A 21,409-nucleotide genomic window follows, 5' to 3' on the forward strand; every position below is an offset into this window, starting at 1 on the left:
GCGAGGCGGCAGCCGAGGGTGAGGGGGCGGTTGAGGATGAGACTCTTCTGGAGCCGCCCCCTCACCGCCGCCTCGGCTGCGCCTCCGCTTACCGCCTGGACGACGAGGTCCATGCGGGCCTCTCCCCGCACGCGGGGAGAGGGGGGCGTCGCGCCCCGGCACCGCACATGATCGCCCGGCACAGCCTGATCTATGTCGGCTCGCGCGGCTTCGCGGCCGCCCTGAACATGGCCTCGGTGGCGGTGTTCACCCGGCTGGCGCCGGCGGCGAGCTACGGCACCTACCTGTACGTCCTGTCCTGGGCGCTGGTGCTCTATGGGGCGACCTGCCAGTGGCCCAAATTCGCGTTCTTCGCCCTCTACGACGAGGCCCGCGAGCCCGCGCAGGTCGGCACCGTGGTGCGCATCCTGGCCGGCACGCTGCTGCTCGCCGGCCTCGGCAGCGCGCTGGCGGCCGGGTTCGGGCTGGTCCCGGGGCGGATGGCGGCGGCGGTCCTGGCGCTTGCCTGCGGCACCACCCTGTTCGAAGGCGCGACCGAGATCGCCCGCACCCGCCTGCGAGTCGGGGCGGTCGCGGCCTCAGTGATGACCCGGGCCGTGCTGATCCTCGGCCTCGGCAGCCTCGCCCTGCACCTCTCGGCCGATCCGCTCGACCTCGCCTTCGCGGTGGCCACCGCCAACGCGCTCGCCTCGCTCCCGGCCGCCGCCACGATCGCGCCGATGATGCCCGGGCGGGGCAGCCGGGCCGAGGCCCTGCGCCTGTTCACCTATGGCTGGCCGCTGGTGCTGTCCTTCGGGACCGCGGCGCTGGCCCAGAGCCTCGACCGGCTGATCATCGCCAAGACCGTGGGACCGGCGGGGCTCGGCGCCTACGGGGCGCTGGCGGATTTCCTGCGGCAGAGCTTCATCGTGTTCGGCGAGGCGATCGCCCTGTCGCTGATCTCGCTCGCCAAGCGGGAGGCGCGCACCGGCGGCATGGCCGCCGCCGCGGGGGTCCTGAGCGATGCCGCCCGGGCCATGACCCTCGTGGCGGCCTTCGGCGCCGTGTTCTTCCTGTGCTTCGACGACCTCGTGGTCACGGTGCTGCTCGGGCCCGACTACCGGGCCGAGGCGCGCCACCTCGCCCCGGTGCTGATCCTGGCCAGCATCCTGATGATGTTCCGCGCCTATTATTTCGGGCAGGTGATCTACTTCACCCGGACCAGCGGGCTGGAGGCGGCGGCGGCCTTCGCCACGCTGGCGGCCGTGGCGGCGCTCTCGCTCCTGCTGATCCCGACCTTCGGTGCCCCTGGGGCGGCGCTCGCCTTCGCGGGCGGGCAGAGCGCGGCCTGCCTCGTGCTGGTGTTCGGCGCCCGGCGGGAGGGCACGACGATGCCCCTGCCGCTCGCCGACATGGCGGGCATCGCCGGGATTGCGGCGGCCTGCGCGGCCGTCAATGCCGGGATCGGGCTGATGCCGGGGGGCTTCATGGTGCCGGGGCAGGTTCTGCGCATGGTCCTGCTCACCGTCGGCGCGGGGGCGGCGGCTTGGCGCTACGACGTGCTCGGCTTCGCCGGTGCGATCCGGCACCGGCTCGCGGCCTGACGGATCCCATGCCGGACACCGCCACGCTCCCGCACGGCCTCGTCGCGGCGATCCGGCCCCTCGATCCGGCGGCGCCCTGGATCCCGGCCTGGCGGGCGCTGGGGGACGGATCCGCCATCCGGAACCCGTTCTACGAGGCGGGCTACGCGCTCGCCGCCCGCGACGCCTTCGGCGCCGGGGTGCGCCTGCTGATCGTGGCCGACCGGCCCCCCGAGGCACCGGGCGCGCGATTCCGCGCCGCCTGGCCGTTCCGGGTCGCGCGGTGGCGCTGGGGCCTGCCGCTGCCGGTGCTGATGGGCTGGACCCACGGCTACTGCCCCTTCGGCGCTCCGCTCCTCGACGGCGCCGAACCGGAGGCGGCGTTGGCCGGCCTCCTCGCGGCGCCCCGGGCGCTGGGCCTGCCGCCGCGACTCCTCCTGCCGAACGCCCCCGCGGACGGTCTCTTCGCGGATCTCCTGGCGGCGCGGGGCGCCGCCCGTGCCGCGTACTGGCCGCACAGGCGTGGCCTGCTCGACCTCGGCGCCCACGCCCCGGAGGTGCGGGCCTCCTATCTCGGCCACCTCTCGGGCCAGCGGCGGCGCAAGCTGCGCCGGGCCCATGCGCGCCTGGAGGCGGAGGGCGCCGTGGCGCTCGAGATGCTCGACGCGCCCGCCGCCCTCGACCGGGCGCTCACCGAGCACGTCGCCCTCGAAGCGGCCGGCTGGAAGGGCCGGGCCGGCACCAGCCTCGGCCAACGGCCGGCGGAGGTCGCCTTCCTGCGCGCCGCCCTGGCCGATCTGGGGGCCGAGGGGCGGGTGCGGATTGCGCGCCTGCGCCGGGCGGATCGGACGCTCGCCTCCCTGATCCTGCCGGTCACCGGCTCCGAGGCCTGGGTGCTGAAGATCGCCCACGACGAGGCGGAGCCGGAGGCCGCCCCCGGAATCCAGCTGGTCCACCGCCTGACCGAGACGGTGGCGTCCGGCGGGTGGGCGCTCGACCGGATCGATTCCTGCGCGCCGCCGGATTTCGCCCTCGGCTCGCTGTTCTGGACCGAGCGGCGGACGATCGCCCACCTTCTGGTCGCGGCGGGGCCCGATCCCCTGTTCCCGGTGGCCCGGGCGCTGGAGCGTCTCCGGGAGCGCGTCGCCCAGGCGCGCCTCACCGGCCGGCGGCTTACCAGCCGAAGCGGGCGATCTGCGCCAGCCGTGCCTGGGTCTGCGCCGGATCGCGACCCATGACGGCGACGCGCCCGGACAGGTCGTAGCAGGTCGGGCTGAAGGGGAGCTGGACCAGCACGATCCCGTCGTCGCGGGCGCGGGCGACCGAGGCGATCAGGCAGGGCAGGACCGGCTGGTCGGACGGTCCCGCGATGCAATCGGCGCGGGGGCTGCCGAAGATCGGGCGGTTCGGCCAGCTCAGCATCAGCGTGGTGCCGCCCCGCCGGTCCGGGGCCGGCGGCAGGGTGTAGCTGCGCAGGAACAGCCCGCAGACCAGCAGAAGCAGCCCCGGCAGGATCAGCACACGCATCCGGTTCAATCTCCCGAGTCGAACCGCGTGCGGTAGAAGACCTCGCGCCCGGCGCCGTCGATCACGCGGACGGCCTCGGCCGGCTCGCCCGAACGCTGCGGCACCCGGGCCCGGGCGAACAGGCGCAGCGCCCGCTCCTGCGCGGTCTCCAGGCTGCCGACCCGCACCGAGATCCGCGTCTGGATTTCGCCCGGCTCCGGTCCGAGGACTTCGATGTGGAAGGTTTCGCGCAAGGGCATCCGCCTGATCGAGGGCATTCGGTTGCCGGACCCGGCGGGGTCCGGTCTCCGGATCGCGTGGTCCGACCGGGGCGCGATACCACGATCCGGGGGCTGGCGCCGGGCGATCCCTTCAACACGGTCTTCGGCTGCCGCGCGAAGCGACCCAGGGACGCGCCGCCGCTGCAGCCCTCAGTTGAGCCCCTGGATGCGCGCGGGTCGCCCCCGGGGTCGCGCATCGGGCCGGGTCTGCCGGGACGCCTGCCGGAACTCCGTCGGCGTCAGGCCGTGGCGCTCCTTGAAGCGGCGGGCGAAATGGGCCTGGCTGGCGAAGCCGCTGCCGTAGGCCAGCAGGCCGATCGAGAGGTGGGCACAGGCCGGGTCGATCAGGCGCTTGGCCGCCACCTCCAGGCGGCGCTCCCAGATATAGTCGGAGATGTGCCGGCCGCGCTCGTGGAACAGTTCCTGAAGGCGGCGCAGGGAGACGCCCATCGCGGCGGCGAGCTGGGGCGGGTCGAGGGTCTGATCACTCAGGTTGGCCTCGATATACGCCTTGGCGCGCTGGAGCGTGACGGTGCCGTGGGTGGAGCGCGGAACCTCCTGCGCGAGCCGCTCGGCGAGGCTCGCCACGATCAGATCGATCCCGATCGACGTCATGCGTGTCGCCGCGTCGGGTCCGAGCCGGTCGGCCACGGCTATCAGTTCCTGGATGTACGTCCGCGCCAGGATCGTGGAGGCGAGGTCCCCCCGACCCTGAGGGCGCTGAACAGCCGGGACGGCCCCAGTGCGGTTTCCAGACGATCGCGCGGCAGGTCGAGAACCAGGGCGCTGCCCGTCTCCGTCTGGTGACGGCGGGGCGAGCGTCGACGACGACGAAATCACCCGCGCGGCTCACCGCCTCTTGGTCGCCTTGCTGAATGGTATCTTGGCCGGAAAGCCGCAGGACCGCGTAAACCCGGTCGTGCCGGCCGTTGCGCCGGACCGTCTCGGCCGTCGCCTCGGTTCGCATCGCCGTGTGCGAGAAGTGCGAGATCAGCAGCGGTCCGATGCCCGTCACATCCACCCGGCCCTGGAACGGGACGTCGTCGAGGGTCCGCAGGTCGGCCGGCACCAGCCGCTCGCAGACCATCTCCCGCCATCGGCGGAAGGCATTCTTGGGATGCACTCCACCCGTCGAGAAGAGCGTCTGCATGTGAAGTCAGAGCGTGAAGGCTGTACACCGCCACCCGGCGTGTCGGCTGGAGAGCGTCATACTGTATACTTTTTGCACGATCAATAATAATTAATTAACATTGTTCTATTGGGTCGGTGTGTATTATCGATTGCGCTGTTGTTGGATATAATTCAATTTTCAGCCAGTTCATTTCAGCCAATATATCGCGAAGTACAATATTTTCGCCTCGAATGCGCCGAGCGTCGTTAGCATACCGCGACCGGTCTGCTCGCCGCGCCGCGCCTCGTTGCGGCTGCGGCGTGCGGTCCGGGAGCCGGCCTCATCGCTTCATGCAAGACGTCCGGGACGATGGTGTACGCAAGGCACCGACCGTGCGTGATCCGGTCTTGGCGCCAATCTTGGCGCCAAGTCCAATTGCCTCGCAGCCGCCCGCGGCCCTATGAGGCCTCACGCATCGGGAGACACCACCGGAGAACGCCGTGGACCCGCTCAAGGCCGCCGCCGCGACGCTGCTCTGCCTCGCCCTGTTCTGGCTGGCCTTCCGGCTGACCCGGCGGCTGGTCGATCTCGTCATCGCGGGGGGCTACGCCGAGGAGCGCCGGCGGTTGGAAGAGGAGGCGGCTCAGGCTGAGTTCGAAGCCGAGTCCGTGCCGCAGACCGCCGCCATCCGGGCGACCGCGGCGAGCTTGGCCGCGGACGGGGAGCCGTCATCCGCCGCAGCGATCGGCGTCCACAATCCCTCGACCTCGTCGATCAGCCGCGTGCAGGGCGCCGCCGCTCAGTAGGGGTGGTCGATCCGCGTCCCCGACGGACGCGGATCGGAGCACGCAGGGAGGTGCTGGGCATCCACTGGCCTTTGCCTGGGGTGTGCGGTCCTCTGGGCGCGCCGCGATCGGACACGATCGGCTCCCTCACGAGAGGCGAGCGGTCGGGGCACCCCAGCCACCGCGGGTTGGGCCTTGTCGTCTCGGACGAGCGCTCAGCCGCGCTCGCTCTGTCGGAATGCCGAAGTCCGGTGCGTGAGCAGACGGAACAGGCCGAGGCCGATCAGGCCCGTCGCGCCGGCCAGGATCACGGCTGGGCGGACGCCCGTGCGCGCCGCGGCGCGGTCGAGGGCCACCTCCACGGCCCCCGCGAGATTGGCGGCCAGCGGCACCACCTGGGTATCGAGGAACAGCTTCGGCGCCGACGGACCCGACGGCTTCTTCAGCAAGTAGTCCCGGCTGATGATCAAGCTAACCTCCGTTAAGTTTCAATAATTCTCGCGAACAAAGCTCGGTGCCCACGGTTTCGACGGAGAACGCTGTGACGTAGCTCGTGTATCCCTGGATGCATCGGCCCGGAGACATCCCCCTTGGACAAGCCCGAATTCAAGCCGTACCGCCTGCCATCCGGGGGATGGGGCTCCGCCCTCTCGGTCGGGACCATCCTCAAGCGCGAAGGCGTGCTGGCGAGCGGTCCGATCGTGCTGAGCCGGCACAACAAGGTCGACGGCTACCAGTGCAACAGCTGCGCCTGGGTGAAGCCGGCCAGCCCGCTCCCCTTCGAGTTCTGCGAGAACGGCGCGAAGGCCGTGGCCTGGGAACTCACCGCCCATCGCTGCACGCCGGACTTCTTCGCCACCCACACGGTCACGGAGCTGCTCGGCTGGGACGACTACCAGCTGGAGCAGACCGGCCGCCTGACCCACCCGCTCCGCTACGATGCGGCGACCGACAAATACGTGCCGGTCTCCTGGGGCCACGCGGTCGATGAGATCGCCGGTGAGTTGCGGGCGGTCGAGGACCGGAAGAAGGGCGCGGTCTTCTACAGCTCCGGGCGCCTCTCGAACGAGGCGAGCTACCTCTACCAGCTCTTCGCGCGGCTCTACGGCAACAACAACCTGCCGGACTCGTCCAACATGTGCCACGAGACGACCTCGGTGGCCCTGCCGGTCAGCATCGGCCAGGCGGTCGGGAGCGTGACGCTCGACGACTTCGCCAAGTCTGACTGCATCATGTTCTTCGGGCAGAATCCCGGCAGCAACGCGCCGCGGATGCTGCATCCGCTGCAGGAGGCGAGCCGGCGCGGCGTCCCGATCATCACCTACAACCCCCTGCGCGAACGCGGGCTGGAGCGCTTCCTCAACCCGCAATCGCCCACCGAGATGCTCACCGGCAAGGCGACCCGGATCAGCTCGCAATATCACCAAGTGAAGGCGGGCGGCGATCTCGCGGCCCTCGCGGGCATCTGCAAGGCGGTGCTCGCCACGCATGACGCCGCCAGGGCCAAGGGCGATTCCATCCTCGACGAGGACTTCATCCGCGACAACACGAACGGATTCGAGACCTTCGCCGACTGGCTGCGCGTCCAGGACTGGGACGAACTCGAGCGCCGCTCGGGCCTGCACCGGGCCGACATGGAGTCGACCGCCCACGTCTACTGCCATTCCCGGGCGGTCATCGGCGTCTACGGCATGGGGCTGACGCAGCATCAGGCCGGCGTCGAGACCGTGCAGATGCTGGTCAACCTCTTGCTGATGCGCGGCAATATCGGACGCGACGGGGCCGGGATCTGCCCGATCCGCGGCCACTCCAACGTGCAGGGGCAGCGCACGATGGGGATCACCGAGAAGCCCGAGCTGTTCGACCTGGACCGGCTGGGACAGCAGTTCCAGTTCGAGCCGCCGCGCGAGGCAGGCTACAACACCGTGGAGGCCTGCGAAGCGATCCTGCGGGACGAGGTCCAGGCCTTCATCATGCTGGGCGGCAACTTCGCCCGGGCGATCCCCGATCATGGCCAGATGGAGCCGGCCTGGCGCCGCCAGCGGCTGACCGTGAACGTGATCACCAAGCTCAACCGCACCGCGCTGCTGCCCGGCACGATCAGCTACATCCTGCCGGTCATCAGCCGCCTGGAGATCATCGAAACCGCCAAGGGCCAGCAGATGCTCTCGATGGAGGACACTTCGGCCTGCGTCCACGGCAACCGCGGCGTCCGGCGCCCGGCCTCACCGCACCTGATCGGTGAGATCCGGCTGATCTGCGAGCTGGCGCAGCGGGTGCTCGACCCCAATCCGCGGGTGCGCTGGGACGTCTACAGCGACGATTATGCGGAAATCCGCAGGGAGATCGGCGAGACGCTGCCGAAGTCGTTCTGGGATTACGAGCGGCGCATGTGGGAGCCGGGTGGCTTCCAGCGCGACCTGCCGGCGAAGCGGCGGGAATGGCACACGGAGTCGGGCCGGGCCATCTTCGTCACACCGACCGGGCTCGACGAGGATACCGACATGCCCGATGTCGGCCACGATATCCTGCGGCTGATGACGCTGCGCAGCAACGACCAGTTCAACACCACGGTCTACGGCTATCACGACCGCTTCCGGGGCATCAAGAACACCCGGAAGGTGGTGCTCATGAACCGGTCCGACATCGACCGGCTCGGGCTCAAGGTCGGGCAGCCGGTGACGCTGCGGACGGTGGCGCATGACGGGATCGACCGGACGCTCTCGGGGCTGCTGGTCGTAGCCTACGACATCCCGATCGGCTGCATCGGCGGCTATTACCCGGAATGCAACGTGCTGATGCCGATCTGGCATTACGCGATCGGCAGCAAGACCCCGGCCGCCAAGGCGATCCCCGTGACGGTGCACGCCGACGGCGATCGGGTTCTGGAACCGCAGCTGGAATATGCCACGGGCTGAGCCATCGCTCTCCGGTGGCCTGCGATCGCGCGTCACGACAGGGGCTTGGCGCCGGACCCGCCGGCAACGCGATCGGGCGCGGCTCTAGATCTCGAGCCCCGCCACCTGCCGCAGCGCCTCGCCGGCGATCATCGCGGCAGCCACCGCCACGTTGAGGGAGCGCAGGCCCGGCCGGATCGGCACCACGATCCGGGCCTCGGCCGCCGCGTGGACCACCTCCGGGGCGCCGGCGGATTCGCGCCCGACCATCAGGCAATCGTCCGGGCGGAAGGCGAACGCCGTGTAGGGCAGGGCGCCCGCCGTGGTGGCGAGCACGAGCCTGCACCCCGCACCGGCCCGCCATGCCTCGAAGGCGGCAAAGGAGCGGTGCCGCGTGATCGCCACGTGGTCGAGGTAGTCGAGCCCCGAGCGGCGCAGGTGGCGGTCCGAGACGTCGAAGCCCGCGGGCTCGATGATCTCCACCGCGAGCCCCAGGCAGGCTGCCATGCGCAGCATCGTGCCGGTGTTCTGGGGGATGTCGGGCTGGTAGAGGGCGAGGCGCAGCATGGCCTGGGCCTTGTGGCGGGCGGGTGCCGCCCCGTCAAAGGGCCGTCGCGCCGATGCGCAGTCGGCAAACCGCCGCGCTTTCGACCGCGCCCGGCAGATCGTGCGGAACTTAAGCTCCGCCAGAGCCTTAAGGCGGCGCCACCTTCGTCCGCGGCCCCCGACCGAAAGACCTGATCCGATGCGCAAACCGCTCCTCGCCTCGGCCCTCCTGCTGGCCGGCCTCGCCACCGCCTCGGCCCAGAATGCCAGCCCGAATGCGGGCGGTGCCAGCCCCGCCACCCCGGTGCCGGGGCAGCCCGCCACCATGGCCGACAACCTGCGGCCGACCTTCGTGGTCCAGACCCCGGACGACCGGGTCGCCAGCAAGCTCATCGGCACCAGCGTGGTGAACGGCGCCAACGAGACGATCGGGCAGATCGCCGACATCGTCCTCGACGAGAAGAACGCCGTGAAATCCTGGGTGATCGGGGTCGGCGGCTTCCTGGGGATCGGCTCGAAATACGTCGCGGTCGACCCCTCGGTGGTCACGCTCAACCGGGCCGACGACAAGACCCTCCAGGCCCGGATCGACACCACCAAGGACCAGCTCCGCGCCGCGCCCGAATACATCTATCTCGGCAAGGAGCCGCCGAAGGGCGCGACCCCGGCCAACCCGGCGGGCGACCCGGCGCAGAAGCCCTGACGCCAGCCCTGACGGACACGGCAAGCGGGCCGGCGACACCCGGCCCGCTTGCCTCCACGCGGCGTTCCGTGCTGTGCCCACCTCCGTCCCGAGGTCGGAGTCCGACACGATGCGCCGCGCCCTCATCCCGCTCCTCGCCTTCTGCCTCGGCCTCGTCGGCATCACGGGCGCGGCGGTGTTCGCGTTCATGCCCGAGAAGGCCCCGGTGGGCGTGCCCGGCGTCGGCGGACCGTTCACGCTGGTCGATCAGGACGGCCGCACCGTCACCGAGCGCGATTTCGCGGGGGCGCCGCATCTCGTGTTCTTCGGCTTCACCCATTGCCCGGACGTCTGCCCGACGACTCTGCAGCAGGTCTCGGACGTGCTCGTCGCCCTGGGACCGAAGGCCGCCAACATGCGCGTGGCCTTCGTCACGGTCGATCCCGAGCGCGACGACCCGGCCAGCCTGAAGACTTACCTGTCGAGCTTCGACCCGCGCATCACCGGGCTGACCGGCAGCCCCGAGCAGGTCACCGCCACCGAGAAGGCGTATCGCGCCTATGCCCGCAAGGTCCCCGGTAAGGATGGCGACTACACGATGGAGCACACCGCCATCGTGTACGTGATGGACGCGCAGAACCGCTTCCTCGGCGCCCTGGACCTCTCCCGGCCCGCTGCCGACACCGCCGCGCAGCTCGCCAAGAAGATCTGAGTCTCGGGGTTAGCTCAGCCTCACGCGGATAGCCCGCGTCGTGGTTTCGAAACGGTGAACCCTTTCGCGGGTCCAGGGCAGAGCCCTGGTACGCATCTCAGGGCTCCGCCCGGAGAACCCGCCAAAGGGCTGGAGCCCTTTGGAAACCCGGAATCCCTTTACAGCGTCATCCCGGCGTGGAAGCGGTCGGCGGAGAGCGGCAGCAGGAACTGCACGCCGAACCCGCCGTCGAAGTAGCGCACCAGCCGCCCCGGCGTGCTGCCCACGGTCACAAGCGTTCCGAGTGGCGGCACGAGCGGGCTGGCGATCGCCACGCCCGACATGGAGATGTCGATCAGCCGGGCCTGGACCTCGTTGCCGCCATCGATGCGCAGGGTGACCCCCGGCTGGGTCGGCACGAGGCGCTCGTGGGAGCGCCCCTCCGGCAGGCCGAGCATTTCCCGGTTGGCGAGCCATGTCAGCTGGGAGGCGAGCTTGTCGCGCTTGCGCGGGGTGGCGTTGAGCTGGACCGCGAACCCGTCCGCGCACAGGCGGGCGATCCGGCCCTCGATCCGGCCGATATGCTCGAGATAGAGCACCACTCGTTCGCCGACCTCGCCCCGGACCGCGCAGGTCAGGCGGACGCCGCCCGGCGACATGTCCACGGTCTGGCAGGGATACTCGCGTCGATCCGCCAGCATGAAGCGGCCAAGGACGGAGACCCGAACGCGCTGGTGCCGGCGCTCGTCCGAGGCGCTGCGCGCCGGGTCGGGCGCCACACGCGGCTCCATCTCAGCGGTGAAGTCGACCGCGATCATCCCGGGACTAATCCTCCTGCGCGATCAGCAGAGTCGGAACGTAGAGCGGGACCGTTACGAAACCCTTTTTTTCCCCTCAGCGTTGTACTTGCCCATTATTATATCGCACAGCGCGAACCAGTAGGCCCGGTGCAACCCTCAGGCTTTACTCAACCCCGTCCGCCGGCATGCACGACGAGGTGCCCGCGGCGCACGGGTCCCGGGTAGCCGGCGCTCGACCGGATCGCCGGGCGCGGCGGCGGCAGGGTGTCCGGCCGGCGGCTCGGCAGGATGCGCAACGAGGTGGTCTCCGCCGTCACGATCGGGCGCAAGCCGATCCACGGGGGCGTTCCGTCGAGGCTGAGGGCACCGAGCGCCCGGACCTGGGTGCGGCCGCGGTGGCGCAGGGGCAGGAGCAGGAGTTCGAGGTCGGCCACCTCGCCCGCCGCGTTGGTCCCGCGCAGGCCCGCCACGACGCCGAGGGTGTCGTTGGCCACGATCTCGATGATCCGCCACGGGTCGACCGCCTGGGCGCCCCACAGGGCGGCGAAGGACTGGCCCTTCAATTCCCGGCCGTACAGGGCGCAGACCCGCGTGCCGGCGAGCCGGACGGTGGCTTCGCTGGCTGCCACGTCGAGTTCTAGGATCAGGCTGTCGGCCAGGAGGTGGCGGATCTCGCCCGGCTCGATCTCGCCCCGTTCCGGGGCGGCGCGCTCGCCGCGCAGGCGCTCCCAGTAGGCGTGGAGCATGCGGCTGGTGGGATGCTTCATCGGTGTCCCGACTCTAAACGCCTGTGGTTCATCCCTGGATCGTTCTGGTACATCCGCGAGGCTGTAGCCGGCCGGTCCGGGCCTTCACGGCGTCCGGGCGCACGCCCCGTGCCGGCCCGTGCGCCGGCCGTACCGCTTCGGCGTCGGCGAGACAATCGCGGCCGCTGCATCCCTGACAAACGGGCCATCGACCGACCGGACGGCCCGGCCGGGATTGTCGGCAGCCGGAGGCAGGGGAGACTTCGCAGGATGGCTGAACTGGGGCGTCTGAACTGGTATCTCCGCGTTACGATCAGTCACCACGGAGGCTTCGGCCGATCAGACAATCCGTCTTAGCCGGCTTCAATACGTCGCCGGGGCTTGCCCACCCGCCCCAAGCCCCGACATGGTGCCGCGATGGATGCCTCCCCCGAATTCCCGCGGCAGAGCCGCGTCCCGGTGTTCAACATGCCGGCGGTCGTCACGCTCTCGATCGGGCTGCTTCTGGCGATCCAGGCGGTGCGCGAGTTCCTGCTGCCGGATACCTGGGACATCCGCCTCGTCCTGGATCTCGCGCTGGTGCCGGCCCGCTGGACCCTGTGGTTCGATCCCGGGCAAGCCGCCGAGGTGGTCCGCGCGGCCGGCGATTCGGGCGATCCCGGCTTGCAGGCGGCCCGGGAGGCCTTCGCCCGCTACATCGTGGGCGAGCACGCGTTCCAGCCCTGGACGTTCGCAACCTACGCGCTGCTCCACGGCTCGTGGATGCATGTGATCTTCAACAGCGTGTGGCTCGCCGCCTTCGGTTCGCCGGTGGCCCGCCGCTGCGGCCCCTGGCGCTACGGGCTCATCGCGCTCGCCGGCACCGCGGCGGGCGGCCTGCTGCACGTGTTGGTCGATCCCCTGAGCGCGGGGCCCCTGGTCGGCGCCTCCGCGGGGATCTCGGCCCTGATGGCGGCTGCCGCCCGGTTCGTGTTCCAGCCGCCGGCCTCCGGCTATGGCGGTCAGCCCTGGCAATTGCCGCCGCACCGGCCGGTCGAGACCATCCCCGAACTCCTGCGCAACCGGACGGCCGTCTCCTTCCTGGCGATCTGGCTCGTGACCAACCTGCTGTTCGGCCTCGTGAGCGTGCCGCTGGTGGGCGAGAGCGCTTCCATCGCATGGGACGCGCATCTCGGCGGGTTCATCGTCGGCTTCCTGCTGTTCCCGTTGCTCGATCTGCGGGAGACGCCGCGGGCCTGACCACCTTGCCAATCGGGCGAAACGGCCACACACTCGCCGTATTGTGAAGGAGCCGGGGCCAACCCGGCCGACAGCGCAATCCCGGTGTCGCAGGCTGACGGCGCACCGGACGCGTTACACGGGAGAGAGCCATGACCGTCGCACGCATCCTCGCCGAGAAGGGCAGCTCGGTCGTGACCGTAGCCCCCGACAAGACCCTCGAGGAGGTCATTCAGATCCTCGCCGACCGGCGCATCGGCGCCCTGGTGGTCGCTCAGGACGACGGGTCGGTGGCCGGCATCATCTCCGAACGGGACATCATGCGGGCGTTGGCCGGCCACGGGGGCTCGGCCTTCGACGCGCCGGTCTCCGCGCACATGACCGGGAACGTCACCACCTGCGGGCGGAGCACGACGATCGAGGAGGTCATGACGCTGATGACCGAAGGCCGCTTCCGCCATGTGCCGGTCTGCGAGGACGGGCGCCTGATCGGGCTGGTCTCGATCGGCGACGTGGTGGCGCGCAAGATCGCCACCGTCGAGGCCGAGCATCAGGCGCTGCGGGATTACATTACCATGGCGTAGGCGGGCTGCGGCTCTCCCTCTCTAGCCCGCTACGAGCTGAGCTATCCAGGTCTGAGGTGTTAGTAGGCCCATCGGCCAGCCTGAAGAGGCACGGGTCCCCTCTCCCGTGCGGGAGAGGGACAGGGTGAGGGTCGAGAACTTTCAGAATCAGGCGCGCCCCGTCGGCACATCGATCACGTGCCCAATCCTGAGAGTTCTCATCCCTCATCCCAACCCTCTCCCGCTCGGGAGAGGGGGCCTGTTGCGCCCCTACATCAACGGTGTGCCCCGCACCTGCATCGCCCGCAGCCAGCGGGGCGAGGGAAGGGAGGATTGTCCATCCTCACGCCCGCATGGGGTCCAGCGTCACATGCCAGAGATCCGCGTCCGCCGCGTCCTTGAGCGTCACCGTCATCTGCTCGGTCTGGCCGTCGACCGCGACATGGCCGAAGAACTGGTAGCCGGAGGCCGGTGACAGGTTCACTTGGCCCTTCTCGGGCGCCTTCACGAAGCGCAGCTGCGGCCCGAAGGTGTTGTCGAGCGCGTTCGGCCCGAACGTGCCCGCGTGCAGCGGCCCGGAGACGAACTCCCAGAACGGCTCGAAATCCTGGAACTGGGCCTTGTTGGGGTCGTAGTAATGCGCGGCCGTGTAGTGCACGTCGGCCGTGAACCACACCGTATTGCGGATGCCCGCGCTCTTGATGAAGCGCAGCAGGTCGGCGATCTCCAATTCGCGCCCGAGCGCCGGCCCGTCGCCCTGCGCCACCGCCTCCGAGCCGAAGTTTTTATCGACGTCGTACGTCACCACGAGGCCGAGCGGCATGTCGGCGGCGATCACCTTCCAGGTGGCGCGGGATTCGAGCAGCGCCTGCTTCAGCCACGCGATCTGCTTCGGCCCCATGAAATAGGAATCCGGCCCGTAGGCCGTCTGCGTGTTCTCGCCGTTCGGCCCCCGGTAGGAGCGCATGTCGAGCATGAACACGTCGACCAGCGGGCCGTAGCCGATCTTGCGGTAGACCCGGCCGGGCTCGGACGGCTCGAAGCGCATCGGCATGTATTCGTGGAACGCGCGTGCCGCGCGCAGCTGCAGGGCCAGCACGTTCGGATCGGTGTATTTCTTCTTCAGGTGCTCGGCCCGGGTCAGCGGCTCGCCCGGCCACCAGTTGTTGGTGACCTCGTGGTCGTCCCACTGCGCCAGGATCGGCACGGCGGCGTTCATCGCCAGCACGTTCCGGTCGGTGAGGTTGTACTTGTGCCGGCCGCGGAATTCTTCGAGGGTTTCGGCCGGCTTGGCGACGGCCTCGGTGACGCGGTTGCGCCAGAGGCTGCCATCGGGAAGCTTCACTTCGGCCTGGATCGGCCCGTCGGCGTAGATCGTGTCGCCGGAATGGATGAAGAAGTCCGGCCGGTTCTTCAGGATGGCGGAATAGATCGTCATGCCGCCGCGGGCCTCGTCGATGCCCCACCCCTGGCCCGCCGTATCGCCCGACCAGCAGAACGAGACCGAGCGCCGATCCGCCGGCGCGGTGCGGAACCGCCCGACCTGGGCCGGCCCGACGATGGTCGGCGCGGCAATATCCTGGAGGCGGACGCGATAAAAAATGTCCTGGCCCGCCGGCAGGCCGGTCAGCGCCACCTTCACGGTGCCGTCGGTCTCGGGCAGCGCGTCGGCGAAGACGCCCTGGATGTTGGAAAAACTCTCGGTGGTCGCCCACTCGATGATCGCCCGGGCGGGCCGGTCGGACCGCGCCCAGACCACTGCCGAGTCGGTGCCGACATCGCCGGACTGGAGCCCGTGGGTCAGGAGCGGCCGGTCGGCGGCCCGGCTGAGGCCGGGGCGGGCGAGGCCGGAGGCCAGCCCGACGAGGCCGGCGCCTCCGGTGAGCAGGATCTGACGGCGACTCGTGGACATTGGAACCCCTCCAAATGGTGGGGCGCCCATCGCAGGCCGGCGCGACAGAGGGATGACGACGGATGCGCTGGGGCCTTCTCAGTTTTTCCAGCCCATCTCCTCATCCTGAGGTGCGAGCGCAGCGAGCGTCGAAGGAGGGCTCCAGCCAGCCGCGCGATCCCTGGAGCCCTCCTTCGAGGCCCACTGACGCGGGCACCTCAGCATGAGGGGGTTTGGATTGGATCGTCCACGCGAGCCCTCAAGCCCGCGCCTCAGCCCCCGCTACCACAGCCCGGATCCGCGGCAGCGCCGCCCGCGCCGCTCGATAGCCGATCGCGATCCCCTCATCCGCCCGGTGGAAATCGAACAGCCCGAACGCCGCCACGTCCGGCCCGATCGCCACGTCCGGCGGGTCGCGCTCCAGCCGGGAGCGGGAGATCCGGTCCTGGGTGATGTTGAACGCGTCGAGCACCACCCGGGCGAGGCCCGGCACGGGGATCTCGGGCTCCGGGCGCGGAAACCCCCGCAGGCGGTCGCGCAGCGTGGTCAGCAAGCCGCGGCGGGGGACGTAGGCCGGCACTTCCCGCACAACCGGGCCGCCGGTATCGCCGTTGAGGTTCACGCAGATCACCAGATCGGCACCGAGCGCCCGGGCCAGAGCCACCGGCACCGGGTTGACCAGCGTGCCGTCCATCAGCACCCGGCCCGCATGGGTCACTGGCGGAAACAGGCCGGGGATCGCGTAGGAGGCGCGCACCGCATCCACCGCCAGCCCCTCGGTCAGGCACACCTCCGCGCCGGTGCCGTACTCGGTGGCGACGCAGCCGAAGCGGATCGGCAGACGCTCGATCCGGCGCTCGCCGAGATCGGCGTGGAGCCGCTGGCGCAGGCGGTTGCCGGCGATCAGGCCGGAGCCCGGAAGCCGCGGATCGATCAGACCGACCACCCGGCGCCGGGTCAGGGCCCGCGCGAAGGCCTCCAGCCGATCGAGGCGCCCGGCGGCGTAGCAGGCCCCCACCACGGCGCCGATCGAGCAGCCCGCCACCACGGTCGGGTGGATGCCGGCCTCCTCCAGGGCGCGCAGCACGCCGATATGGGCCCAGCCCCGGGCCGAGCCGCCGCCCAAAGCCAGCCCGATCCGCGGCCCCGCCTTCGGCAGGGGCCGAATCGGCTCGACGGCGCCGGGCAGGAAATACGGAACGGCGGGACACTCTTGCCACCCGGTCGCGGCAAGGGTCGCGGTCATGATCCGGAAAATTCCAGGGTGACGCGGCCGTCCGGTTGCCGGACGACCCCCCGGTAGAAGCAATCCCGCCGGCCGGTATGGCAGCAGCCGCCGTCGCCGCCGACCTCCACGCGGATCAGCAGGGCGTCCTGGTCGCAATCGACCCGCATCTCGACGACGCGCTGGATCTGGCCGCTGGTGGCGCCCTTGTGCCAGAGTTCGGCCCGCGAGCGCGACCAGTACCACGCCTCGCCGGTCTCGATCGTGCGCGCGAGCGATTCGGCGTTCATATGGGCGAGCATCAGCACCCGGCCGTCCCCCGCATCGACCGCGATGCAGGTGATCAGCCCGTCCCGGTCGAAGCGGGGCGTGAAGGCTTGGCCTTCCTCGACCGCGGCGCGGGGGCCGGGGGGCTCGAAGGCGATGTCGCGCGCGGTCATGGCGTGAAGAAGCGCTCCCCGACTCGGCGCGTGCTGTAGACTACTTGGCGCCGCCGCGCACCAGGGTCAGGAAGCGAACCTGCTCGTTGGCGTTGTCCTTGAACACGCCGCGGAACTGGCTGGTGATGGTCGAGACCCCGGATTTCTGGACGCCGCGCATCGCCATGCAGAGATGCTCGGCCTCCACCATCACGGCGACGCCGCGGGGCTTGAGGATGCTCTCGATCACGTCGGCGATCTGGGCCGTCATGGTCTCCTGCGTCTGCAGCCGGCGGGCGAAGGTGTCGACCACCCGGGCGAGCTTCGACAGGCCGACCACGCCCCGGGTCGGGTAATAGGCGATGTGGGCGAGCCCCATGAACGGCACCATGTGATGCTCGCAATGGGAGTGGAACGGGATGTCGCGCACCAGCACGATGTCGGAGTAGCCCTCGACCTCCTCGAACACCCGCTCCAGCAGCTTCTCGGCATTGACGCCGTAGCCGCCGAACAGCTGCTCATAGGCCTTGGTCACCCGGGCGGGGGTGTCGAGCAGGCCCTCGCGGGTCGGGTCGTCGCCCGCCCAGCGCAGCAGGGTGCGCACGGCGGCCTCCGCCTCGGCGCGGCTCGGGCGGCCGGTCTCGATGCCCTCGGGGACGCGGGTGGCGGAAGCCGGCTCCGGTGCGACCTCGACGGGGCGGGTCTCATCCACCGGGCGGTTGTCATTGCGCATGCCGTCTAGACCTTGCCCCTCAATCCCGTTCGGGGGAAAATCCTGCCCGTTCGGGTGAAAACCCTGGCCATCGCTCGGATACGACAGGGATTTGAGCGCGGCATCCATGGCATCCTCGGCCCGGGCGATGCGGGACTTCATCGGGGTGCTGTCGGGCTTGGCGTACATCGTCGGATCGCGTCGGGCGTGTGAGGGAAGTTCCCGGGCCTGAAAATGTTTCAGGCCCGCGGCCCGGAATGGACTGAAGCCGTGGGAACCCCCTCGGACGGATCACCGGAGCCGTGGGCGCGACCCTGGTTGCCGGTCCGCCTCCTCGCGAAGCGACCGTAAGGCGCCTATATCATCGTTCGCGGGGCAACGCGCAATGCGCGAACCGCGCGGCAGCGTCCCGACGGGACCTGTACACACGGCCGAGGACCCGATGCTCGACGATATCTACAACCGCCGCATCCTCGAACTGGCCGCCGATATCCCCCGGCTCGGCCGGCTGGAGAACCCGGATGCCAGCGCCACCGCGCATTCCCGCCTGTGCGGTTCGACCGTCACGGTGGATCTCGTGGTGGGCGAGGATGGCCGGGTGGCGGATTTCGCTCAGGAGGTCCGGGCCTGTGCGCTCGGCCAGGCCTCGTCGTCGCTGATGGGTCGCCACGTGGTCGGCGCCAGCGCCGAGGAACTGCGCGGCGTGCGCGCGGCCATGCGGGCGATGCTCAAGGAGAACGGCCCGGCGCCGGAGGGATCCTGGGCGGATCTCGCGGTTCTGGAGCCGGTGCGGGAGTTCAAGGCGCGCCACGCCTCGACGCTCCTGACCTTCGACGCGGTGGTGGACGCCCTCGACCAGATCGCCGCCAAGCGGCAGGCCGCCTGAGGGCATGGTCCGGCGCGCGGCGCATTGGGGGATCCGCGCCTATCAGCTCACCCTGTCGGGGCTGATCGGCCGCCAGTGCCGCCACTGGCCGAGCTGTTCGGAATACACCGACACCGCCATCACCCGGCACGGGCTGTGGCTAGGGGGGTGGATGGGGTTTGCCCGGATCTGCCGCTGCGGTCCGTTCGGCACCCACGGCATCGACCTCGTACCGGAGCGGCTGCCGACGGGGGCGGTCTGGTATCGCCCGTGGGCCTACGCCCGCTGGCGCGGCGTCGAGGCGCCGCCTTCACCGTTCGCGTGTGAGGCGGTGGGGGAGGGGTGTTCGGCGGAGGGGCGTTGAGGGAGTTCGTTCCTGTTTTGTTTCACGTGAAACACGCGGTCCAACGCCGGGGATCGCGCTCCAAAAGATGTCACAGGTTCTCCCTCCCCCTCTGCGGGCCTGCGGATTCACACATTGGGTCCGGCCACATCGGTTCAGAGTCGAGCGCAGGTCCCCTCTCCCGTGCGGGAGAGGGACAGGGTGAGGGTCGTGAACTTTCAGAATGAGGCACGCCCTGTCGGCGCGTCGGTCGGGTGCCTGATCCGGAACCATCTCATCCCTCACCCCAACCCTCTCCCACACGGGAGAGGGGGCCTGTCGCGCTTCGCCACCGACGCCGGTGTTCACCGGAGATCTGTGAATGTCGTAGCCCGCAAAGGGGGGAGGGGAAGAGGCGGTCCTCCGCTCAGACAGCCTGACGATTGGCCGCCAGCCGCTCCGCGAACTCGATCGCCTCGATCAGGCTGCGCTCGTTGGCGATGCCCGTGCCGGCGATGTCGAAGGCGGTGCCGTGATCGACCGAGGTGCGGATGATCGGCAGACCCAGCGTGACGTTCACCCCCGACAGGTCCATCCACTTGCCGGTGGCCGGGTCGATCTCGAACCCGAGGAGCTTCACCGGAATGTGACCCTGGTCGTGGTACATCGCCACCACGGCGTCGTACTGGCCGGCGCGCAGCTTCACGAACACCGTGTCACCCGGCACCGGCCCGTGCACGTCGAGCCCGTCGGCGTTGGCTTTTTCGATCACCGGGGTGCTGACGTCGATATCCTGGCGCCCGAACAGGCCGCCCTCGCCGGCATGCGGGTTCAGCGCCGCCACCGCGATCTTCGGCCGGGCGATCCCGAGACCCTTCAACGCCTTGTCGGTGAGGTCGATGACGAGGCGCAGGCGCTCCGGTGTCAGGCGCTTGGGCACGTCCTCCAGGGCCACATGGGTGGTGACGTGCGAGACCCGCATGTTGCCGTGCGCCAGCATCATCACCGAGCCGCGCACGCCGGTCAGCTCCGCCAGCATCTCGGTGTGGCCGGCATAGTGATAGCCCGCCTTGTTGAGCGCCTCCTTGTTCAGCGGCGCCGTGACGATGCCGCCGATCCGGTCCGCCATCGCCAGCCGGACCCCGGCCTCGATCGCCTTGTAGGCGAAGCGCCCGCCATCGGCCGAGAGCCGGCCCGGCTCGATCGGCGCGCCCTCCGCATCGGCCTGGAGGCAGCAGAGCGCCGGCCAGTCACCGTCCTCCGCAACCTCGGGGATCGGCTCGGGCAGCAGGCCGAGCGCGGCTTCCGCGCGATGCAGCGCCGGGGCGCTGCCGATGATCACGAGCTTCAGGTCGCCCGCTTCGATCCGATCCTTCAGGCGGGCGGCGGCCTTGACGATGATCTCCGGGCCGATGCCGGCCGGATCGCCCATGGTGATGGCGAGATGCTGAGTCATGCGTCGCTCCTGTCGGGCGTGAAACCGTTGCTTTGGAGTAGATCGCGCCAGACGCCCTCCGTTCCGAAGGCGCCGGATTTCGAGATCACCGCGAGCCCGTCCCAGCGCCCGCCACGCAGGGTCGAGCGCGGCAGGCCGGGGGCGATCTGGCCGGTGACGTCGAGGCGTTCGACCCGGAGCGCGACGCAGAGCGCCTTCAGGGTCTCGCCGCCTGCGACCAGCAGGGTGCCGGGCCTGGGGATCCGCTCGATCACGTCCGTGAAGGTCGCGGCGATCCGCGCGGCGGCGGCCTCCCGGGCGGTGCCGGCGGGCAGGGCCAAGCTCGCCAGCACGACGCCGTCCCGGGCGAGGCGTTCGCCGACCGGTCCGGCATGGTCCGCCGCCTCGGGTGACAGGACGAGGCGATGCGGGCCGCAGGCGTCGAGCTGGGCCGCGGTCTCGGGCCGGTCGGAGCCGAACAGGCCGAGCACCGGTCCGACGAGGCGGTCGCCGCCGGGCGCCGTCACGCCCCGCGCCAGGGCCGCCGCGAGGCCGCCGCTGCCGCACCAGAGCACCGGCCCCTCCCGGCCGAGCTCGGCCATGCGAGCGAGGTCGTCGTCGTGCGACGCGTCGTAGACCGCCACTCCCGCCACCGGGCCGTCGGTGAGGGCAGCCCGGCGCGCCGGAAGGCCGGCATCCCGCAGCGCTTCGGCGATGTCGCCGGAGACCGCTTCCCACATACCGTCGCGCCGGGCGAGCTGTCGCCCGTCGGCGGTGCGGCGGCCCTGATAGGGGAAGGCCGGCGCCACGATGCAGCGTGGCCAGGCGCCGAGGCGCATCACCGCGGCGAGCTCCGCCGCCCAGGGGCCGCGCAGCAGGCTGTCGACCTTCTTGAAGGCGATGTCGGCCCCCCGGAGCCGCGGCGCGAGATCTCGGACGATCCGGTCGGCTTCCGGGGCCGAGACCTCCCGGGTGCCGGAGTCGATCGCGAGGCACCCAGATCCCTCGCCCGGCAGGATCTCCGGCCACGCCACCGGGATCGGCCCGCACAGGCCGGTGAAGCCAGCCGCCGTGTCGAGGGTGCCGGTCAGGTCGTCGGCGATGAGGCGCAGGCGGGTCATGGCAGGGGTTCAACAGACCGCGGACAATTTC

General features: G+C 70.5%; 22 protein-coding genes and 1 pseudogene. 10 read left to right on the plus strand and 13 right to left on the minus strand.

The features are described 5' to 3' along the window. Nucleotides 1–167 precede the first annotated feature (167 nt). Both MKK84_RS18075 and MKK84_RS18080 read left to right on the plus strand, forming a co-directional pair. Entirely contained in the window at nt 168–1,583 is a 1,416-nt protein-coding gene (locus MKK84_RS18075; RefSeq protein WP_243922103.1) for a lipopolysaccharide biosynthesis protein, read from the plus strand. 8 nt (nt 1,584–1,591) lie between these two features. Next, nucleotides 1,592–2,800, plus strand: a complete 1,209-nt coding sequence (locus MKK84_RS18080) for a GNAT family N-acetyltransferase (RefSeq protein ID WP_243922105.1) — start codon at nt 1,592–1,594, stop codon at nt 2,798–2,800. On the opposite strand, the gene MKK84_RS18085 is transcribed toward MKK84_RS18080, so the two are convergent. From MKK84_RS18085 to MKK84_RS35960, 3 genes and pseudogenes are all read right to left on the minus strand, one after another. Continuing rightward, nucleotides 2,736–3,089: a hypothetical protein gene (locus MKK84_RS18085; RefSeq protein ID WP_243922107.1), complete on the minus strand. Its 354-nt coding sequence runs from the start codon at nt 3,087–3,089 to the stop codon at nt 2,736–2,738. The genes MKK84_RS18080 and MKK84_RS18085 overlap by 65 nt on opposite strands. 5 nt (nt 3,090–3,094) lie before the next feature. Beyond that, nucleotides 3,095–3,322, minus strand: a complete 228-nt coding sequence (locus tag MKK84_RS18090) for a hypothetical protein (RefSeq protein ID WP_243922216.1) — start codon at nt 3,320–3,322, stop codon at nt 3,095–3,097. A 177-nt stretch (nt 3,323–3,499) separates the two neighbouring features. Further along, nucleotides 3,500–4,499 (minus strand): annotated as a pseudogene (locus tag MKK84_RS35960) (helix-turn-helix domain-containing protein). A 461-nt stretch (nt 4,500–4,960) separates the two neighbouring features. Between MKK84_RS35960 and MKK84_RS35965 the strand changes: the two are divergent. Continuing rightward, nucleotides 4,961–5,266 (plus strand): hypothetical protein, encoded by a 306-nt coding sequence (locus MKK84_RS35965; protein WP_409566523.1) that lies wholly within the window; start codon nt 4,961–4,963, stop codon nt 5,264–5,266. Between the two features lie 194 nt (nt 5,267–5,460). Here the strand turns inward: MKK84_RS35965 and MKK84_RS18105 are convergent, their stop codons facing one another. Further along, a complete protein-coding gene (locus MKK84_RS18105) occupies nt 5,461–5,715 on the minus strand; it encodes a hypothetical protein (RefSeq protein WP_243922109.1) in 255 nt (84 codons plus the stop codon). Nucleotides 5,716–5,835: 120 nt separating this feature from the next. On the opposite strand from MKK84_RS18105, the gene MKK84_RS18110 reads away from it, so the two are divergent. Beyond that, the gene (locus tag MKK84_RS18110) at nt 5,836–8,163 is read left to right on the plus strand and encodes an FdhF/YdeP family oxidoreductase (RefSeq protein WP_243922111.1); all 2,328 of its coding nucleotides are present in this window, start codon (nt 5,836–5,838) and stop codon (nt 8,161–8,163) included. Between the two features lie 84 nt (nt 8,164–8,247). On the opposite strand, the gene MKK84_RS18115 is transcribed toward MKK84_RS18110, so the two are convergent. Then, nucleotides 8,248–8,709 carry a tRNA (cytidine(34)-2'-O)-methyltransferase gene (locus MKK84_RS18115; RefSeq protein ID WP_243922113.1) on the minus strand — a complete coding sequence of 154 codons (462 nt, stop codon included), beginning with the start codon at nt 8,707–8,709 and terminating at the stop codon, nt 8,248–8,250. A gap of 178 nt (nt 8,710–8,887) precedes the next feature. Here MKK84_RS18115 and MKK84_RS18120 point away from each other — a divergent pair, with 178 nt between their 5' ends. Both MKK84_RS18120 and MKK84_RS18125 read left to right on the plus strand, forming a co-directional pair. After that, nucleotides 8,888–9,391, plus strand: coding sequence for a PRC-barrel domain-containing protein (locus MKK84_RS18120; RefSeq protein ID WP_243922115.1), 504 nt, complete (start codon nt 8,888–8,890; stop codon nt 9,389–9,391). Between the two features lie 109 nt (nt 9,392–9,500). Beyond that, nucleotides 9,501–10,082, plus strand: a complete 582-nt coding sequence (locus tag MKK84_RS18125; protein ID WP_243922117.1) for an SCO family protein — start codon at nt 9,501–9,503, stop codon at nt 10,080–10,082. 158 nt (nt 10,083–10,240) lie between these two features. Here the strand turns inward: MKK84_RS18125 and MKK84_RS18130 are convergent, their stop codons facing one another. After that, on the minus strand, nt 10,241–10,879 hold the full coding sequence (locus MKK84_RS18130) for a PilZ domain-containing protein (protein WP_243922119.1): 639 nt from the start codon (nt 10,877–10,879) through the stop codon (nt 10,241–10,243). Between the two features lie 149 nt (nt 10,880–11,028). Next, entirely contained in the window at nt 11,029–11,628 is a 600-nt protein-coding gene (locus MKK84_RS18135; protein ID WP_243922121.1) for a PAS domain-containing protein, read from the minus strand. Nucleotides 11,629–12,024: 396 nt separating this feature from the next. Here MKK84_RS18135 and MKK84_RS18140 point away from each other — a divergent pair, with 396 nt between their 5' ends. Next, nucleotides 12,025–12,846, plus strand: coding sequence for a rhomboid family intramembrane serine protease (locus MKK84_RS18140; RefSeq protein WP_243922123.1), 822 nt, complete (start codon nt 12,025–12,027; stop codon nt 12,844–12,846). A 131-nt stretch (nt 12,847–12,977) separates the two neighbouring features. Then, nucleotides 12,978–13,409, plus strand: coding sequence for a CBS domain-containing protein (locus MKK84_RS18145; protein WP_243922125.1), 432 nt, complete (start codon nt 12,978–12,980; stop codon nt 13,407–13,409). A gap of 322 nt (nt 13,410–13,731) precedes the next feature. Here MKK84_RS18145 and MKK84_RS18150 read toward each other — a convergent pair whose 3' ends face one another. From MKK84_RS18150 to folE, 4 genes are all read right to left on the minus strand, one after another. After that, nucleotides 13,732–15,300, minus strand: coding sequence for an alkaline phosphatase D family protein (locus MKK84_RS18150; protein WP_243922127.1), 1,569 nt, complete (start codon nt 15,298–15,300; stop codon nt 13,732–13,734). A gap of 238 nt (nt 15,301–15,538) precedes the next feature. Next, on the minus strand, nt 15,539–16,525 hold the full coding sequence (locus MKK84_RS18155) for a patatin-like phospholipase family protein (protein ID WP_243922128.1): 987 nt from the start codon (nt 16,523–16,525) through the stop codon (nt 15,539–15,541). Further along, entirely contained in the window at nt 16,522–16,944 is a 423-nt protein-coding gene (gene hisI / locus MKK84_RS18160; RefSeq protein ID WP_243922130.1) for a phosphoribosyl-AMP cyclohydrolase, read from the minus strand. The genes MKK84_RS18155 and hisI overlap by 4 nt, the downstream gene beginning before the upstream one ends. Before the next feature lie 40 nt (nt 16,945–16,984). Further along, the gene (folE, locus tag MKK84_RS18165; protein ID WP_243922132.1) at nt 16,985–17,824 is read right to left on the minus strand and encodes a GTP cyclohydrolase I FolE; all 840 of its coding nucleotides are present in this window, start codon (nt 17,822–17,824) and stop codon (nt 16,985–16,987) included. Nucleotides 17,825–18,077: 253 nt separating this feature from the next. Between folE and MKK84_RS18170 the strand changes: the two genes are divergently transcribed. Next, on the plus strand, nt 18,078–18,521 hold the full coding sequence (locus tag MKK84_RS18170; RefSeq protein ID WP_243922134.1) for an iron-sulfur cluster assembly scaffold protein: 444 nt from the start codon (nt 18,078–18,080) through the stop codon (nt 18,519–18,521). 4 nt (nt 18,522–18,525) lie between these two features. Further along, nucleotides 18,526–18,864, plus strand: a complete 339-nt coding sequence (yidD, locus tag MKK84_RS18175; RefSeq protein WP_243922136.1) for a membrane protein insertion efficiency factor YidD — start codon at nt 18,526–18,528, stop codon at nt 18,862–18,864. Between the two features lie 385 nt (nt 18,865–19,249). Here the strand turns inward: yidD and pdxA are convergent, their stop codons facing one another. Continuing rightward, nucleotides 19,250–20,278, minus strand: coding sequence for a 4-hydroxythreonine-4-phosphate dehydrogenase PdxA (pdxA, locus tag MKK84_RS18180; RefSeq protein ID WP_243922139.1), 1,029 nt, complete (start codon nt 20,276–20,278; stop codon nt 19,250–19,252). Continuing rightward, the gene (locus MKK84_RS18185) at nt 20,275–21,378 is read right to left on the minus strand and encodes a four-carbon acid sugar kinase family protein (protein WP_243922140.1); all 1,104 of its coding nucleotides are present in this window, start codon (nt 21,376–21,378) and stop codon (nt 20,275–20,277) included. The genes pdxA and MKK84_RS18185 overlap by 4 nt, the downstream gene beginning before the upstream one ends. Nucleotides 21,379–21,409 lie beyond the last annotated feature (31 nt).

Source organism: Methylobacterium sp. E-065 (assembly GCF_022829605.1).
Classification (GTDB): domain Bacteria; phylum Pseudomonadota; class Alphaproteobacteria; order Rhizobiales; family Beijerinckiaceae; genus Methylobacterium.